General features: G+C 64.5%; 15 protein-coding genes and 1 pseudogene. 4 read left to right on the top strand and 12 right to left on the bottom strand.

Annotation, left to right across the window (positions count from 1 at the left end; all coding sequences use genetic code 11):
- Positions 1 to 59: 59 nt before the first annotated feature.
- From hcp to BN3789_RS02890, 3 genes are all read left to right on the top strand, one after another.
- Positions 60 to 1,664, top strand: coding sequence for a hydroxylamine reductase (hcp, locus tag BN3789_RS02900; protein ID WP_229254144.1), 1,605 nt, complete (start codon positions 60 to 62; stop codon positions 1,662 to 1,664).
- A 339-nt stretch (positions 1,665 to 2,003) separates the two neighbouring features.
- Positions 2,004 to 2,987: a hypothetical protein gene (locus BN3789_RS02895; protein WP_066829682.1), complete on the top strand. Its 984-nt coding sequence runs from the start codon at positions 2,004 to 2,006 to the stop codon at positions 2,985 to 2,987.
- 333 nt (positions 2,988 to 3,320) lie between these two features.
- Positions 3,321 to 4,895, top strand: a complete 1,575-nt coding sequence (locus tag BN3789_RS02890; RefSeq protein ID WP_066829678.1) for a helicase HerA-like domain-containing protein — start codon at positions 3,321 to 3,323, stop codon at positions 4,893 to 4,895.
- A 73-nt stretch (positions 4,896 to 4,968) separates the two neighbouring features.
- Here BN3789_RS02890 and BN3789_RS02885 read toward each other — a convergent pair whose 3' ends face one another.
- The 5 genes and pseudogenes from BN3789_RS02885 to BN3789_RS13155 all read right to left on the bottom strand — a co-directional run bounded on the left by BN3789_RS02885 (position 4,969) and on the right by BN3789_RS13155 (position 8,491).
- Positions 4,969 to 5,748, bottom strand: a complete 780-nt coding sequence (locus BN3789_RS02885) for a mechanosensitive ion channel family protein (RefSeq protein ID WP_066829675.1) — start codon at positions 5,746 to 5,748, stop codon at positions 4,969 to 4,971.
- A 40-nt stretch (positions 5,749 to 5,788) separates the two neighbouring features.
- Complete coding sequence (locus BN3789_RS02880; RefSeq protein WP_187119103.1) at positions 5,789 to 6,751, bottom strand: acyl-CoA dehydratase activase; 963 nt, start codon at positions 6,749 to 6,751, stop codon at positions 5,789 to 5,791.
- Between the two features lie 62 nt (positions 6,752 to 6,813).
- Entirely contained in the window at positions 6,814 to 7,803 is a 990-nt protein-coding gene (locus tag BN3789_RS02875; RefSeq protein ID WP_202615056.1) for a 2-hydroxyacyl-CoA dehydratase, read from the bottom strand.
- A gap of 80 nt (positions 7,804 to 7,883) precedes the next feature.
- Positions 7,884 to 8,075, bottom strand: a pseudogene (locus BN3789_RS02870) (aminotransferase class V-fold PLP-dependent enzyme); the annotation flags it as partial.
- A complete protein-coding gene (locus tag BN3789_RS13155; protein ID WP_229254167.1) occupies positions 8,072 to 8,491 on the bottom strand; it encodes a SufB/SufD family protein in 420 nt (139 codons plus the stop codon). The gene BN3789_RS13155 and the pseudogene BN3789_RS02870, both read right to left, overlap by 4 nt.
- A 7-nt stretch (positions 8,492 to 8,498) precedes the next feature.
- Here BN3789_RS13155 and BN3789_RS13150 point away from each other — a divergent pair, with 7 nt between their 5' ends.
- Positions 8,499 to 9,038: a hypothetical protein gene (locus BN3789_RS13150; RefSeq protein ID WP_229254142.1), complete on the top strand. Its 540-nt coding sequence runs from the start codon at positions 8,499 to 8,501 to the stop codon at positions 9,036 to 9,038.
- On the opposite strand, the gene BN3789_RS02855 is transcribed toward BN3789_RS13150, so the two are convergent.
- The 7 genes from BN3789_RS02855 to BN3789_RS02825 all read right to left on the bottom strand — a co-directional run bounded on the left by BN3789_RS02855 (position 8,947) and on the right by BN3789_RS02825 (position 15,617).
- Positions 8,947 to 10,314 carry an acyl-CoA dehydratase activase-related protein gene (locus BN3789_RS02855; protein ID WP_222704298.1) on the bottom strand — a complete coding sequence of 456 codons (1,368 nt, stop codon included), beginning with the start codon at positions 10,312 to 10,314 and terminating at the stop codon, positions 8,947 to 8,949. The genes BN3789_RS13150 and BN3789_RS02855 overlap by 92 nt on opposite strands.
- A gap of 121 nt (positions 10,315 to 10,435) precedes the next feature.
- Positions 10,436 to 11,230: an ABC transporter ATP-binding protein gene (locus BN3789_RS02850; RefSeq protein ID WP_066829664.1), complete on the bottom strand. Its 795-nt coding sequence runs from the start codon at positions 11,228 to 11,230 to the stop codon at positions 10,436 to 10,438.
- 3 nt (positions 11,231 to 11,233) lie between these two features.
- The gene (locus BN3789_RS02845) at positions 11,234 to 12,163 is read right to left on the bottom strand and encodes an ABC transporter permease (RefSeq protein ID WP_066829661.1); all 930 of its coding nucleotides are present in this window, start codon (positions 12,161 to 12,163) and stop codon (positions 11,234 to 11,236) included.
- A gap of 238 nt (positions 12,164 to 12,401) precedes the next feature.
- Positions 12,402 to 13,436: an ABC transporter substrate-binding protein gene (locus BN3789_RS02840; protein WP_066829656.1), complete on the bottom strand. Its 1,035-nt coding sequence runs from the start codon at positions 13,434 to 13,436 to the stop codon at positions 12,402 to 12,404.
- A 101-nt stretch (positions 13,437 to 13,537) separates the two neighbouring features.
- Entirely contained in the window at positions 13,538 to 14,551 is a 1,014-nt protein-coding gene (locus tag BN3789_RS02835) for an ABC transporter substrate-binding protein (protein ID WP_066829655.1), read from the bottom strand.
- Positions 14,552 to 14,986: 435 nt separating this feature from the next.
- The gene (locus tag BN3789_RS02830) at positions 14,987 to 15,307 is read right to left on the bottom strand and encodes a type II toxin-antitoxin system RelE/ParE family toxin (RefSeq protein WP_066829654.1); all 321 of its coding nucleotides are present in this window, start codon (positions 15,305 to 15,307) and stop codon (positions 14,987 to 14,989) included.
- A gap of 1 nt (position 15,308) precedes the next feature.
- Entirely contained in the window at positions 15,309 to 15,617 is a 309-nt protein-coding gene (locus BN3789_RS02825) for a hypothetical protein (RefSeq protein ID WP_066829652.1), read from the bottom strand.
- Positions 15,618 to 15,629 lie beyond the last annotated feature (12 nt).

Here is a 15,629-nt window from a genome sequence, read left to right as displayed (position 1 = left end):
ATAACTGGGCAAGCGCGGGGTCGGATACGGTGACCCCCGAGAGCAAGGAGGGCTCTGGCATGGCATTCGAACCCATGATGTTCTGCTTCCAGTGCGAGCAGACGGCAGGTTGCAGCGGTTGTACGGGAAGGGCGGGCGTATGCGGCAAGCCGGCCGACGTCGCTCATCTTCAGGACGAGCTGACGGGCGCGCTCATCGAGCTGGCGCGCCTGAGCGATGAGGCGGAAGGAGTATCCGAGAGCGCGTGGCATCTGGTGATCGAGGGGCTGTTCGCGACCGTCACCAATGTCAACTTCGACGGGGATGCGCTCCAGAAGCTCATCGACCGCGTCCATGTCGAGCAGGCGGAGGCGGCATCGGCGCGATGCGCGGAGGGTGTTCCCTTTGTGGTGTCGGATTACGACATGAACCGCGTGTGGCATGCAGACGAGGATATACGCTCGTTGAAGTCCCTGATCCTGTTCGGTATCCGCGGCATGGCGGCGTATGCCTATCACGCGCTTGCGCTGGGCTATGCAAAAGACGAGGTGAACGCGTTCTTCATGAAGGCGTTGCGCGCGGTGGGCGACGATGCGGCGACACCGGATGAGCTGCTCGCGGTCATGCTCGAGGTGGGCGAGAAGAACTACCTCTGCATGGAGATGCTCGATCTCGCGAACACCGCCACGTACGGATCCCCTGTTCCCACCGAGGTTCCGCTGCTGGTCGAGAAGGGGCCGTTTATCGTCGTGTCCGGTCACGACCTGTACGACCTGCGGTGCCTTCTTGAGCAGACCGAGGGCCTCGGCATCAACATCTATACGCACGGCGAGATGCTGCCGGCGCACGGCTATCCCGAACTCAAAAAGTTCTCCCATCTCAAAGGCAACTTCGGCACGGCGTGGCAAAACCAGCAAAAGGAGTTCGCAGGCATTCCCGCACCGGTGCTGTTCACGACCAACTGCCTGATGCCGCCGCGCGCGAGCTACCGGGACCGCGTGTTCACCACCGGTGTCGTCGACTATCCGGGGCTTGTGCACATCGATCGGGAGCGGGATTTTTCGCCGCTGATCGAGATGGCGCTCGAGTTGGGCGGGTATCCCGAAGACCGCCAGTTCACGGGCATCAACGGCGGCACCAAGGTGACGACGGGCTTTGCGCGCGACGCCGTGCTCTCCGTGGCAGATCAGGTGGTCGATGCGGTGCGCGAGGGCAAGATCGGCCACTTCTTCTTGGTCGGAGGCTGTGACGGTGCGCGACCGGGGCGCAATTACTTCACGGAGCTCGTCAAGCAGACGCCGGCCGACAGCGTCGTGCTTACCCTGGCGTGCGGAAAGTACCGCTTCAACGACCTTGATCTTGGGACGGTCGCCGGTCTGCCGCGCCTTATGGATATGGGGCAGTGCAACGATGCGTTCAGCGCGGTGCAGGTGGCCTTGGCGCTGGCGGAGGCGTTCGGCTGCGGTGTGAACGAGCTGCCGCTATCCATCGTGCTGTCGTGGTACGAGCAGAAGGCGGTGTGTGTGCTGCTGACCCTGCTGTACCTGGGTATCCGCGATATCCGCCTCGGGCCCACGCTGCCGGCGTTCGTGTCCGATAACGTGCTTCGTTATCTGGTGGAAACCTACGGCATTTCGGCCATCACCACGCCCGAGAACGACCTGCAGGCAATGTTGCAGGGCTGAAGAAGCGCCGGTTCATCGGCTGATGTGCGCCCGGGGTCCTCTCTGGGCGCTTTTTGTGCGCCGCACTGTCGCCGTGAGATCCGTTCGTTCATGAAAAAGTACGGGTGTCAAACAATGGAATCCTGGGCAAACGCCGAAAACGGCCCCGCTCGTTCATGAATGAGCGGGGCCTAGGGGGTGCTAGCCGATTCCGCCTCGATCATCTGCTTTTGCGCTAAGCCCACCCCGCCGTTTGCGGCCTCGCCTAAACGATTCGATTCATCGGGATGCGAGCGCTTCAGTGCCGGTAAGATGGAGGGCAGCAGCCGGACTTGTGCGACCGTCGACGAGGTGAGCGCTATGCAGCGAGATGATTTGCAGGTTATCGAGATCCCTGAGGACGCGGTCATCGTGACGCGCGAGGGCGAACTTGGCGTCGAAGCTGCCGCTGGTCCCATGGACACCATCATGCGGTTCAAGTTCTTCGTGATCGCGCTGCTTATCGTGGCCGGCATCGTGTCGGCCGTTCCCCTGCGCGAGATCTTCTCGTCACCCGATACCTTCGCGTCGACCATCGCGACGCTTGACGAGAAGAAGGCCAACGTGCTCGGCATGGTCACCGCGTCGACAGCCGCTTCGGTCGCCATCACGGCGGTGCCCGACGACGTCGGCACGCCCATCGCCGAAAAGCTCATGGATCTGAGCTCGAACCTCATGCTGATCTTGGGCGTGCTCTATCTGGAGAAGTACCTGCTGACTATCTTCGGGTTCGCTACGTTCGGCGTTCTCATCCCGTTAGCGCTGCTGTTCCTCATCGGGGCGATTCTGCTGTATCGCCGGTCGGGGGCTTCAACCGTGCTCGCGCGCCTGGCGGCAAAGCTGGTCGTCCTCGGCGCGGTGCTCGTGGCGACGGTTCCCGCGGGCGTCGCCGTGACCGATATGATCGATAGGACCTATGAGATCTCCTACACCATCGAGGAGGAGCCTCAGGAGGAAACGGATGCCGAAGAGGGCGCCGACAACCCCATCGACTTTATCCTGAGCCTGCCCGAAACCGTCGTCGACGCGGCGAGCAGCATCGGCGAGGACCTGCTCGCCCAGGTCAACCGGTTGATCGAGGGCGTCGCGGTCATGTTGGTCACATCGTGCGTCATCCCCGTCCTCGTGCTGCTGTTCTTCCTTTGGATCGCGAATATGCTGCTTGGCATCAACGTCGACGCGCCTATGCACGCCATCGCGAATCGAGGCCGCCGGATGATGGTGAGCAGAAAAGATGTCGCAGCCGTCAAGGCCGGCATTATGAAGCATCGCGCGGGTACGGACAGTTCCGCTCCGAAAGAATAAGGCCATCGTGCGCCGCACATTGTTTCCCAGAGGGGTGAAGAGGTGCCGATGACACAAACCGGGCAGTTTGACACGCTAAAGGGGGTCAGCAAAGGCTCTTAGCGTGCCAAATTGCCCATTTTGTGTCATCAGCACCCGCCTCTCCGAGGCGAAGGGGGCGAGCTGATCGACTCTCGCCCCCGCAAAACGCTGCGCCGCGGAACGCGGCCTAAACCGCTATTTGACCTCCTCGGTATTGGCAACGAGGTGCGCCGACGGCTTGTTATTGTGGATGGAGCAACCTAAGGGTGGAGGCCGAAGGTCCGTCCGATTCTGCCGAGTGAGGAGCTGCCGATGCTGCAAGAGAACGCAATCTGGATGGGCGTAGGTACCGAGCCCGACAACAAGCACGTCAGTCTGCTTCTGAACCAGGCGAATCGCCATGGCTTGATTTCCGGCGCGTCGGGAACGGGCAAGACGGTGACGCTCAAGGTCATGGCGGAGGGCTTTGCGCGGGCCGGAGTCCCCGTGTTTATGGCCGACGTCAAGGGCGACATAACCGGCGTGTGCGAGGCGGGAAAGGACTCCGAGGACATGCAGGAGCGCATCGCTCGCTTCGGAATCGAGGGCTGGAGCAATGCGGGCTGTCCGGTCCGACTGTGGGATATGCTCGGCGAACAGGGGATTCCGGTTCGTATCACGGTGTCCGACATGGGTCCCACCATGCTTGCGCGCCTGCTTGAGCTCACCGAGGTGCAGGAGGGCGTGCTGGACATCGTGTTCCGCATCGCCGATGACAAGCAGCTGCTCCTGATCGATCTCAAAGACCTGCGCTCCATGCTCAACTACGCCGCCGAGCACGCCAGGGAGTACGAGTCGACATACGGCAAGGTGTCGTCTCAGTCGGTCGACGCCATACTTCGCTCGCTCATCTCCATCGAGGACCAGGGCGGCGACGTGTTCTTCGGCGAGCCTGCGCTCGATTTGGCGGACTGGTTCGCCTGCGCGCCCAACGGCGAGGGGTATGTCAACATCCTGAACGCGGCCAAGCTCATCCAGAGCCCCAAGATCTATGCGATGTTTCTGCTGTGGATGCTCTCCGAGCTGTTCGACACGCTTCCGGAGGCCGGTGATTTGGACAAGCCGAAATTCGTGTTCTTCTTCGACGAGGCCCACCTGCTGTTCAACGACATGCCGAGCGAGCTGCTCGACAAGATCGTGCAGGTCGTCAAGCTCATCCGCTCCAAGGGCGTCGGCGTGTACTTCATCACGCAGAGCCCTTCCGACATTCCGGATGAGGTGCTCGCCCAGCTGTCAAACCGCATCCAGCACGGCCTGCGCGCCTACACGCCCGCCGAGCAGAAGGCGGTTCGCGCCGCGGCGAGCTCGTTTCGCGCAAACCCCGCGTTCAAGAGCGAAGATGCGATCCTCGAGCTCGGTACGGGCGAGGCGCTGGTGTCGTTTTTGAACGCGGAAGGCCAGCCCGAGATCGTGGAGCGCGCCAAGATTCTGCCGCCGCAATGTCTGATGGCGGCGGCCTCCGACGAGGCGCTTCGTGAGGCATGTGCAGGCCAAGGCGACCTGATGGCCAAGTACGGCACGGCGCTCGATCGCGAGAGCGCGTTCGAGCAGCTTGAAGAGGCCGCGCGCGACGAGGCGGAAGCCGACAGGCTCGCGGCGGAGCGCGAGGCGCTTGAGAAGGAGAAGGCCGCGTTCGAGGCGAAGAAGGCCAAAGAGGCGGAGCGCGCCGCCGCCAAGGCTGCGCGAGAGGCCGAGCGCGAGGCGGAGCGTGCCGAGCGGGCTCGCGAGAAGCAGCAGGAGCGGATGATCAAGGGCATCGGCAAGCTCGCGAAGCAGATCTTGGGCACGTTCGGCCGTGAGGCGACAAGACAGATCACGCGCAACCTGTTCGGAGGGTGCCGCCGGTAACCGCGCGATCGCGGGCCCGGTCAGCCGGGCCGGGGCCGAATCTGCCAGCCGTACACACCCCTGAGGCGGCGGGCTATGCCATGTCGCTGGCGATGGCGCGCACGATGGCGTCCGCCGCGAGCGACACCTTGCCCGGATCCTCGACCTGCAGAACGATCGTCCCCTTGATGCCGAGTTCGGTGATCTCGGAGAAGAAGACCTTAGGCCCGTCGGTGACCGGCGAGATGCCGCCCGCCGCCTCGCGCGCCATCGCGATGAGCCTGTCGGCGATTGCGTCCATCGAGAGGTCCTCGTGGGCGTCGTCCTTGTAGCGGGGCACGGCGAACGGCACGGACACGCGGTTGGCCGGCAGCAGGTGAACAAGTGCGGTCTTGGATATCACCGAGTTGGGCACGATCACGGTCTGCCCCATCGGGTCCTTGATCGTGGTGTGGCGCCAGGAGATGTCCTGCACCACGCCCTTCTCGGTGCCGATTTCGATGTTGTCGCCCGGCTTGATGATGCCCATGAACGTCATCTGGAGACCGCCGATCAAATTCGACAGCGTGTCCTGGAAGCCGAGCGACACGGCGATACCGCCGACGCCGAGGGCGGTGAAGATGGCGTTGGTGCTGTATCCGTAAACCCCGTCGATGATGATGCTCGCCCCGACGATCCAGATCACGGCGCGCACGATGTTGACGATGATGCTCGACGAGGGCAGCGGGTTGCTGTCCATGTTGAGCAGATGGCGCAGCGCCCGCGCGGCGATGCGCGCGACGATGATGGTCGCCGCTCCGAGTACGACGGTCCAGAAGATTTGCTGGACCAGGGGGTTCGTGGCAAAGGCGAGCAGATACTCGTTGATCTCCATGGCTCCTCCGCGAAAGCAGGTAATCAGTGTTTCCCTGGGGTTATTTACCCACTCGAATCGCTCCGCGGTCGCAGCGATTGCCCCACGAGTCGATCAGGTCGTCATCTTTGTAGACGCAGATGATTTCGCAGTGGTTGGCGCAGCGGCTGCAGACGACCTCGCGCGTGCGGAACTCGAAGTCGTCGACATCGAAGGCGAAGGGGCGGCGCTGCGAGGTCGGCACGTCTGCCGCAAGCAGCGCGGCGCCGAACGCGCCCATGAGATGGCCGTCGGGGTCAGCGAGGACCTCCATGCCGAGCGCGTCCTCGAAGGCGCGCACCACGCCGATGTTCTTGGATACGCCGCCCTGGAACACCACCGGCGCGACGATCTTTTTGCCCTTGCCCACGTTGTTGAGATAGTTGGTCGCCACGGCGCGGCACAGTCCGGCGATGATGTCCTCTTTGGAATAGCCGACCTGCAGCTTGTGCACGAGGTCGCTTTCGGCGAAGACCGTGCAGCGCGCGGCGATGTTCGCGGGCTTCTTGCTCGACAGGGCGATGGCGCCGAACTCCTCGACCTCGACGCCCAGACGATGCGCCTGGCTGGACAGAAACGAGCCCGTGCCCGCGGCGCACAGCGTGTTCATGGCGTAGTCGACGGCGATGCCGCCCTCGACGCAGATGATCTTGGAGTCCTGGCCGCCGATCTCCAGGATGGTGCGGACGTCGGGATGCAGGAAGGTGGTGCCCACCGCATGCGCGGTGATCTCGTTTTTGATCACCTGCGCGTCGAGCATGGCGCCCACCAGGCGCCGGGCCGACCCGGTCGTCCCCACGGACACGACCTGGACCTCGGAGGTGTCGATCTGCGAAGCGAGCTCGTCGACCACGCGCCGGGCGGCATCGGTGGGATCACCCTCGGTCCACAGGTAGGAGCGGGCGATGATGTTCTTGTCGGCGTCGATGATGACGCCCTTGGTGGAAATGGAGCCGGTGTCGACTCCCAGATAGGCTTCGATCATGGTTCTTCCTTTCGTCGCGATCGGGCGGCGCCGTCGCGCTCGGAACGCGGGGCAGGCTGCGATCAGCGGGCCTTGCGCATGGCGATCATGTCGTAGAAGGCCTCGAGACGCGTGTCCAGACCCGTATCGCTTGTCTGCGAATCGTAGGAGAGGAACAGCACGGGCACGTGATAGTCGCGCGAGAGGCGCTGCAGCACGGGCATGACGTCGATCTCGGGCGTGCAGCCCGAGGACTTGAGGTGCACGATGCCATCGAACCCCTGCTCCATGTAGCGCTTGGCCGCGGCGATGGTGAGCGTGCTCGTGGGCCCCATGTCGTAGGCGACGTACTCGGAGATGCTGCGCCGCAGGTTGGGCTCGTTGTAGTGCAGGTGCCTGCTCGTCATGTTGAGCGCGCGGGCGAGCTCGACGTGCATGGCGAGCAACTTGTCCTCCAGGTGCAGGTTGCTCGGAGCGTCCTGGGCGGTGAAATACTCGCCCACGATGCCGACGCGCACGGGGTCCGCCGGCTTGTCGATGGCGATGCCGCCGAGCTCCGCCATGCCGCGACGGTAGGCCTCGTCGATGTCCGCCGCGCACGTAGCGTCGCGCATGTCTTGGAAAAAGCGCTTCTGGGCGGCCGCGAAGCTACCGTGCTCGACTTCGAAGCCGGCGCGGGCCAGGTAGGCGTCGTTGTAGCTGTCCATGCGCTCGACCATGTGCAGGCACGCGAGCAGGTTTGCCACGCCCGCGGGGATGGACAGGTGCGGATTGACCACGCGCTTGCAGTACGCCGCGTACTCCTTCATCGAGCCGCTCGGCACGTTGGCGAAGTTCAGCATCTCGAAGTCGTAGCCCATGTCGCGCAGGATGGACTCCTGCAGCTCGCCGTAGTACCCCAGACGGCACGGGCCCGTGAACTGCATGAGCACGTCCGCGCCGGCATCGAGCGCCTCGATGTAGGCGCCCATGATGTGCTTGAACGGCGCGCAGACGTAGTCGTTGCTGTGCTGGCTGCCGATCTCGAGCGTGCGGCGCGTCGGCTCTCCCATGTCGAGATACTCGGCGTTCAAGACCTGCTCGACAAAGTATTTGAAGACCGGGCCGTAATAGCTGTAATGGAAGAAGGCGACGCGGCGCGCAGCGTGATGCTTGTCGCGTCGACGGAGAGCGAGTACAGGCCGCGCAGCGGGTTGGCGTTCATGGTCTCGTAGAACGCGCGCTGCGCATCGAGCACGCAGGCAGGGCGCTGGGCGGTGGCGCCGCTGTCCAGAAACGCGATGTCGGGCTTGCCCGCAAGCAGCGGGAAATCCGCCTTATAGGGATTCACGTCGATATCGATCATGCGATCTCCTCCTCGAAACCATCGATGAGGGCGGAACCGAGGCGCACCACGTTCTCGCGGATGTCGTCAGTCGGTGCGGAAAGGGCGGCGTCCTCGAGCTTCGCCGCCACGAACAGGGACTCCGCCTGCTCCTGGGAAAGGCCGCGGCATCCGAGGTAGAACAGCTGCTCGGGACGCACGTGCCCGATCGTGGCGCCGTGGTTGCCCGCCACGTCGTCCTCGTCGCACAGGATGGTCGGGACGGTTTTGTTGTCCACGCCCTGGTTGGCCAGAAGCACCGTCTCGCGCTCGGAGCCCTCGGAGCCCTTGCACCCGTGGACGAGGTCGATCGTGCCGCGCAGCACCTTGCGGGAGGTGCCCGTCAGCACGCCGTTGGCGTCCATGTTCGAGAAGGTCTTGCGACCGCGATGGCGGATGATGTAGTTGAAGTCGCGCGCATCCTCGCCGGAGGCCGAGGTGGAGCCGCTCTCGGCGGTGTCGCCGCCGCAGGTCGGAGGCGAGGCCGGTGTAGGTGCGGCCGCCGCCGAGCACGATGTGGCGGACGTTCACGCGCGCGCCCTCGTCGAGCACGTAGCCGGAATCGTCGATCACGGTGAACGGCGCGTCGGCGGTCACGTAGACGACGACGTTCACACGGGAGCGCGCTCCGGCGAACACGCGCAGCTCGAAGCCGAGGCCGAAGCCGGCGTGCTTGCAGCTTCCGCAGCGGCGCCATCGAGCGAGATGGTGACGTCGAGCGTGGAGTCGGGGGCAGTCACCACGTCGACGGAGGCGCCCGCCGCGTGGCCGGGCTCGCCGTCGACGCGGACCACGGCGCTTTCGGTCTCTCCCTTCTCGGTGGCGAGCACGACGGTGCTGCCGGCGAGGAAGTTCAGATACGAGCGCGCGTCGATATGGATGCCCGTCTCGAAGGAGGCGGCGACATCGCCCGCGATCTCCTCGCGGGTGGCGCGCTTCTGGTAGGCGGACAGCGCCGGGGTGTCGAGGTCGTTGACGCCTGTCCCTTATACACATCTAGATGTGTATAAGATACAGCGCCGTACTCGAAGACGCTGCAGACGTCATAGCCAAGGAAACGGAGGAGTGTGGGAGGGTATGATCTGATACGTGTGCTGTGTCTCTGGTTGTGGTGATTTAGGATACGGCCACCACCGAGATGTACACTCATTCCCGGCTCGACGCTCTTCCGTGCTGAACCCCGGCGTGTATGCTCCTGTCGCTTATGCACATCTAGATGTGTATAAGGGACAGCGACGAAGCTCTCGATGCGGGTCTCCACGCCGGCGGTGCCCGACTGCGCGTCGACGGTCAGCGCCAGGATCGGCTTGCCGTGGACGCAGCGCTGCACGGCGTCATCGGTCATGGAGTCGGGGCCGCACGGGAATGCGCTCATGATCACGATGCCGTCGACGCGGTCGTGCAGCGCCAGGATGGCGCCGACGAGCTCGCGGTTGACGATCCAGGGCAGCGTCGCCGAGAACTCGAAGCTCTTCTTGTAGGCGCGCTCGCGGTCGTATTCGTCGGCATAGATGACCTCGGCGCCCGCCGCGCGCAGCGCGTCTTCGACCGCGCCGCCGACGAAGGGGTCGTGCGCCACATAGGGGTGTGCCGCCACGAGGATGGTGAGTGGGCGTCCGGCGCGCGGCAGGCGCTCGATGCTGTCGAGCAGGTCGCGTTGGGCGCGGGCGAGCATCTCCTCGGCGCGCTGCTGCTCATGCAGGGCGGCATGGATGGTCGCCTTCACGTCGCGGGGACGCTCGCCGAGGCGCGCCCCGAGCTCCATGAGGCCCTCGCGCAGCGAGATGTGCGCTTCGAGCTCGTCGACCGCGAAGGACAGGATGCGCGGATGGCGTTCGTGGAGCGAGTTGGCCACGAGGTCGGGAAGGGCCTGGAACTTGGTGCAGAAGTGCTTGAGCTGGCCGAAGTTGGCGGTGCTGGGGATGAACAGGGCGTCGACGGGACGGGGGTTTCCCGCAGGGTCGAGCCCACGGCCGTCGAGCAGCGCAAGGACGTGGCCCATGTAGAGCTTGGACGCCAGGCAGCATTCGTCGACCGAGACGGCATCGCCTGCGGCGAACGTGGCGCGCGTCGAGGGCTGGTCGACGATGACCGTGCGGCCGAGGCGTTCGAAAAACGTGCGCCAGAGGGTGTGGTAGCGGTAGTACAGCAGACCGCGCGGAATGCCGACGGTGCGAACGTCGGCGGCATCCGTCTCGCGGCTTTTGATGAGCTTCGGCATAAGCCTCCTTGGATGGGACGGGGCGGGAGAGCGAAGGCGCCGGGCCTTGCGCTCTGCCCGAATAAGAACGGCCCCGGTGCTGGGACCGGGGCCGAAAGAAGCGCTCGTGAGGGCGGTTGGGCTACGACAGGAGCATGCGGTCGTTCGCGAGCTCGCCGCCGGAGACCTCTTCGAATTTCTGCAGGAGGTCGGGGACGGTCAGCGCCTTCTTCTCGGCGCCCTTGACGTCGTAGATGATGCGGCCCTCGTGCATCATGATGAGGCGGTTGCCCAGGCGGATGGCGTCGTTCATGTTGTGCGTGACCATGAGCGTGGTGAGCTGGTGCTCGCCGACGATCTTCTCCGTGAGCTCGAGCACCTTTGAGGCCGTCTTGGGGTCGAGGGCGGCGGTGTGCTCGTCGAGCAGCAGCAGCTTGGGCTCGGTCAGCGTCGCCATGAGCAGCGTGAGCGCCTGACGCTGGCCGCCGGACAGCAGGCCCACCTTGCTGGTGAGGCGCTTCTCGAGACCCAGGCCGAGCTCGGCCAGGCGCTCGGTGTACTCGTCCTTCTCGGATTTGGTGACGCCCCAGGCGAGCGTACGGGTCTTGCCGCGGCGCTTCGCCATAGCGAGGTTCTCGATGATCTGCATGTCGGCGGCGGTGCCCATCATGGGATCCTGGAACACGCGGCCGAGGTACTTGGCGCGCGCGGGCTCGGACAGCAGCGAGATGTCCTTGCCGTCGAGCTCGATGACGCCCGAATCGATGGGGTAGACGCCCGCGATCATGTTCATGAGGGTCGACTTGCCGGCGCCGTTGCCGCCGATGACGGTGACGAAGTCGCCCGCATCAAGCGTGAGGTTGACGTTTACCAGCGCGCGCTTCTCGTTGATGGTTCCGGCGTTGAAGGTCTTGCAGACATTGGTGATGTTCAGCATCGCCTATCGCCCCCCTTCCGAGCGTGCGGCACGGGTGTAGGACCGCTTGAGCTGGTACTTCTCCCACACGACGGGGATGCACAGGGCGAGGGCGACGATGATGGCGGACAGCAGCTTCATGTCGTTGGCATCCATGCCCATCTGAAGGACGATGGCGCGGATGAGGAAGTAGACCACGGAGCCCACGACGGCAGACGCCAAGCGCCCGCCGAAGGAGTGCAGCTTGGCGCCGGGCAGGACGCGCCACAGGACCTCGCCGATGACGATGGCGGCAAGGCCGATGACGATGGCGCCCGTGCCCATGCCGATGTCGGCGTACTTCTGGCTCTCGCAGATCAGGCCGCCGGACAGACCGACCAGGCCGTTGGAGAGCACGAGGGCGATCATCTTCGTGACCTTGGTGTTCACGCCGAGCGCGCGGACCATGGCCTCGTTGTTGCCGGTGGCGCGGCAGGCGGAACCGATCTCGGTGCCGAAGAACCAGTAGAGCACGACGATGATGAGGACGGCGGCGACAAGGCCGACGACGATGGCGCCGGCGTTCGTGGACAGGCCCGTCATGTCGGTGACCTTGGAGAAGATGGTCTCGTTTTTCAGCAGCGGCGTGTTGGACTTGCCCATGATGCGCAGGTTGATGGACCACAGGCCGATCTGCGTGAGGATGCCGGCGAGAATCGCGGGGATCTCGAACACGGTGTGCAGAAAGCCCGTGACGGCGCCTGCAACCATGCCGGCGAGCATGGCCGCCAAGATCGCGACCAGGGGGTCCACGCCTCCCACGACGAGCACGGCGCACACGCAGCCGCCGAGCGCAAAGCTGCCGTCGACCGTCAGGTCCGCGATGTCGAGCAGCTTATAGGTGATGAAGACGCCGAGGACCATGATGCCCCAGAGAATACCCTGGGATACGGCGCCAAGTAGGGCGAGCCCCATATCTCTCCTCCTTTATTCAGCCAAATGAACCCCGACGGGTATGCTCGCCGGGGTTCATCGCGAGAACGATGTAGATACATCCGACAAGTCTAGCACGGCGACTTGCCCGATGGAGCCAGAAGGTATCTGTAATGGAGTTGAAACGTGCGAGCTCCGGGGTACCGGGCTCCGGCGCGAACGAAAAAGGGCTGGAGACGTAGGTCTCCAGCCCTGAGGTGCAAGCTGTCTGCAGGGAGGGTTACGCCGAGACGTCCTCTCCGCCTTCATCTGCCAGGAAGGACACGTCGATGCCGAGCGTATCGGCCGTCTCCTGGTTGTAGACGAGGTCGCACTCATCGGCAGTCATCTGCTCGATGGGCATCTCGGCGGGATCCGCACCCTCGGTGAGGATCTGGACGGCCATCTCGCCTGCGCGGTAGCCGAGCTCTTCGTAGTTGATCGACACGCTCGCCAGCGCGCCGCCCTCGACCATGCCGACCTCGCCGACGACCGTCGGGAGGTTGTTCTCGTTCGTCACCATGGTGACGGTGGAGATACCGGCGGAGATGGTGTTGTCCGTGGGGATGTAGACGGCGTCGACCTTGCCGACCATGGACTCGGAGACCTGCTGGATCTCGTTGGAGCTCGAGGCGGTGTAGCGCTCGTGCGCGATGCCGAGCTCGTCGAGAGCCTCCTCGGCCAGCGCGACCTGGATGTCGGAGTTGGACTCGGCGGTGCAGTACAGAAGGCCGACGGTCTTGGCGTCGGGCACGAGCTGCGCCAGCAGGTCGATCTGGTCGGACACCGGGTTCATATCGGAGGTGCCGGTCAGGTTGCCGCCGGGGGCGTCGTTGTCGTCCACCAAGCCGGACGCGGCGAAATCGGTGATGGCCGTGCCGATGATGGGGATGTCGCTCGTGGCGCCGGCGACCGCCTGGGCGGCGGGCGTCGCGATGGCCAGGATCAGGTCGCACCCGTCGTTGACCAGCGTGGAGGCGATGGTCTGGCAGGCGGACTGGTCGTTCTGCGCGTTCTGCTGCTCGATATCGTAGGAGATGCCCGACTCGTCGAGCGCGCGGACGAAGCCGTCGTTCGCCGCGTCGAGGGCGGCGTGCTCCGTCAGCTGCAGCACGCCGATCTTATAGGTCTTGCCGTCGCCGGAGGCCGAGGTGGAGCCGCTCTCGGCGGTGTCGCCGCCGCAGCCTGCAAGCCCGAGCGTGCCGGCAGCGGTCAGCGCCGCCATGCCGGCGAGCCCTTTGGAAAATGTGCGGCGGGAAAGCGTGGTGCGTTCCATAGTTATCTCCTCATATTGCCTTGCGCGGAGCGCAAGGGGGATGCGACGCCGGGGTCCAGTCATTCGGCCCCGGCGCGTGAGCCGTATCGTGTTCGGTAATTCTAGACGATTTCAGCATCTTCGAGGCCGGAGATGTCGATGCCGACCTCATCGGCGGTCGCCTGGTTGGCGATGAGCTGGCAGTCCTCAGCGGCGAGGTACTCGATGGGCATCTCGGCGGGGTCGGCGCCCTCGGTGAGGATCTCGACGGCCATCTCGCCGGCCTTATAGCCCAGGTCGTAGTAGTTGATGGAGTAGGAGGCGAGGCCGCCGTCCTCGACCATGGTGTCGCAGCCCACGATCACGGGCAGGCCGTTCTCGTTGGCGACCATGGAGACCGTCGCCATGCCGGCGGCGATGGTGTTGTCGGTGGGGGTGTAGACGGCGTCGACCTTGCCGACCATGGACTCGACCACCTGCTGGATCTCGTTGGAGGACGACACGGTGTAGCGCTCGTGCGCGATGCCGGCCTCATCCAGCGCCTCCTCGGCCATGGCGATCTGGACCTCGGAGTTGGACTCGGCGGTGCAGTACAGAAGGCCGACGGTCTTGGCGTCGGGAACGAGCTGCTGGAGCAGGTCGATCTGGTCGGCGACGGGGGTGAGGTCGGAGCTTCCGGTCACGTTCCCGCCGGGGGCCTCGTTGTCGGCGACCAGGCCGGACTCGGCGAAGTCGGTGATGGCTGTGCCGATGATGGGGATGTCGCTCGTGGCGCTCGCGACCGCCTGCGCTGCGGGCGTGCCGATGGTGAGGATCAGGTCGTCGCCGTCGTTCACGAGCTTGCTCGCGATGGTCTGGCAGGCGGACTGGTCGTTCTGCGCGTTCTGCTGGTCGATCTCGTAGTCGATGCCGGCGTCATCGAGGGCGGCAACAAAGCCCTCGTTGGAGGCGTCGAGCGCGGCGTGCTCGGTGAGCTGCAGCACGCCGATCTTGTAGGTCGAGCCGGTTGCGGCCTCGGCAGTGGAGCTGCCTTCGTCGGTGGTTTCGGTCGTGGCGCCGTTGCCACCGCAGGCGGCAAGCGCGAGCGCAAGCGTGCCTGCAATGACGGCGGATGCCAGGGTCTTGAGCCGTTTCATGGCGAATCCTTCCTCTCTTCGGTTCCTTCCCGAACGAATATGCAGATAGATAGTTGTTGATGATAGAGGGCACCGCCGCGGTGCCCATTAATTCCGTCGCGCAGGTTACACAGTATTAACGTTTGCTCCGGCGATAGGAAAAATCTGCCCGCCGACCGAATTGCCCGGCGCGGATCTTCCCGGATCGGTTCAGCGGAGGCTTCGGCCCCAACTTTTGCTGAAAAATCGACGTTGTGGACGAGTTGGTTTGGAACGCTCGCAAAAGGGCACCTGTCGTACGGCCGTTACCTGCGGAAACGTTGACACCGAAGATGCCATTTCACGCGGGTCAGGATTCTACCCGTCCACAACGTCGATTTTTCAGTAATTCTTGATGCCGGAGCCTCCGCTCCCGCCGGTCTCGGTGGCACAACCGTGTTCCGATCCCGCCGTATGTCAGAAAATCCTGTTTCCATGGAGCTTCTTCCAGCGCCTCCAGAGGTGCGCCGCCCGCACGGCGTCTGCTCCGCGGATGCGGCCGGCGCCGCCAAGAAGGAGAACGAGCCGGTAGCCCCTTCGCGCAAGATAGACCCGATGCCTCGCCTCGTCTCGAAACCTCAGCTCGAACACGCCGTTGGCGACCTGCTTCCAATCTCCGAGCAGATGCCCCTCGCGTGCGATGGCGCGGATCCTCCGGATGATCGAGAAGCGCACCGGCCTGTTAGGTACGCGGTTGAGCCATCGATCGAATTCGGCCGTGCTTTCGATGCGGTACACGTCAGTCACCCTTCGCCGTCGTGTCGCACCGGTTATGCAGGGAGGGACGGCATCGGCTGGCGCGGGAAAACGCGAAAGCGTGCAGATCCGCTTGGCGCCGGCGGAACAGCGGCGTGTCTTCGGGCAGGTTCTCGCCGAGTGCGGCGGCGAGCCGCTTGGCGAGCGCGCGGAATGATTCAAGGTCGCTTATCTCGGCGACGGTTGCCTGGATGACGGTCGCGTCGGGGTCGGACGCGCGATCGAAGGGGCGGGCGTGTGGATCGTCGACGATTTCGAGGGCGACATGCTGTTCGGGCCAATAGAGTGCCATGGATACCTCCCG

The sequence above is a fragment of the Collinsella ihumii genome (assembly GCF_900046475.1).
In the GTDB taxonomy this organism is placed as follows: Bacteria; Actinomycetota; Coriobacteriia; order Coriobacteriales; family Coriobacteriaceae; genus Collinsella; species Collinsella ihumii.
This window is presented reverse-complemented; position numbering and strand designations above follow the sequence as displayed.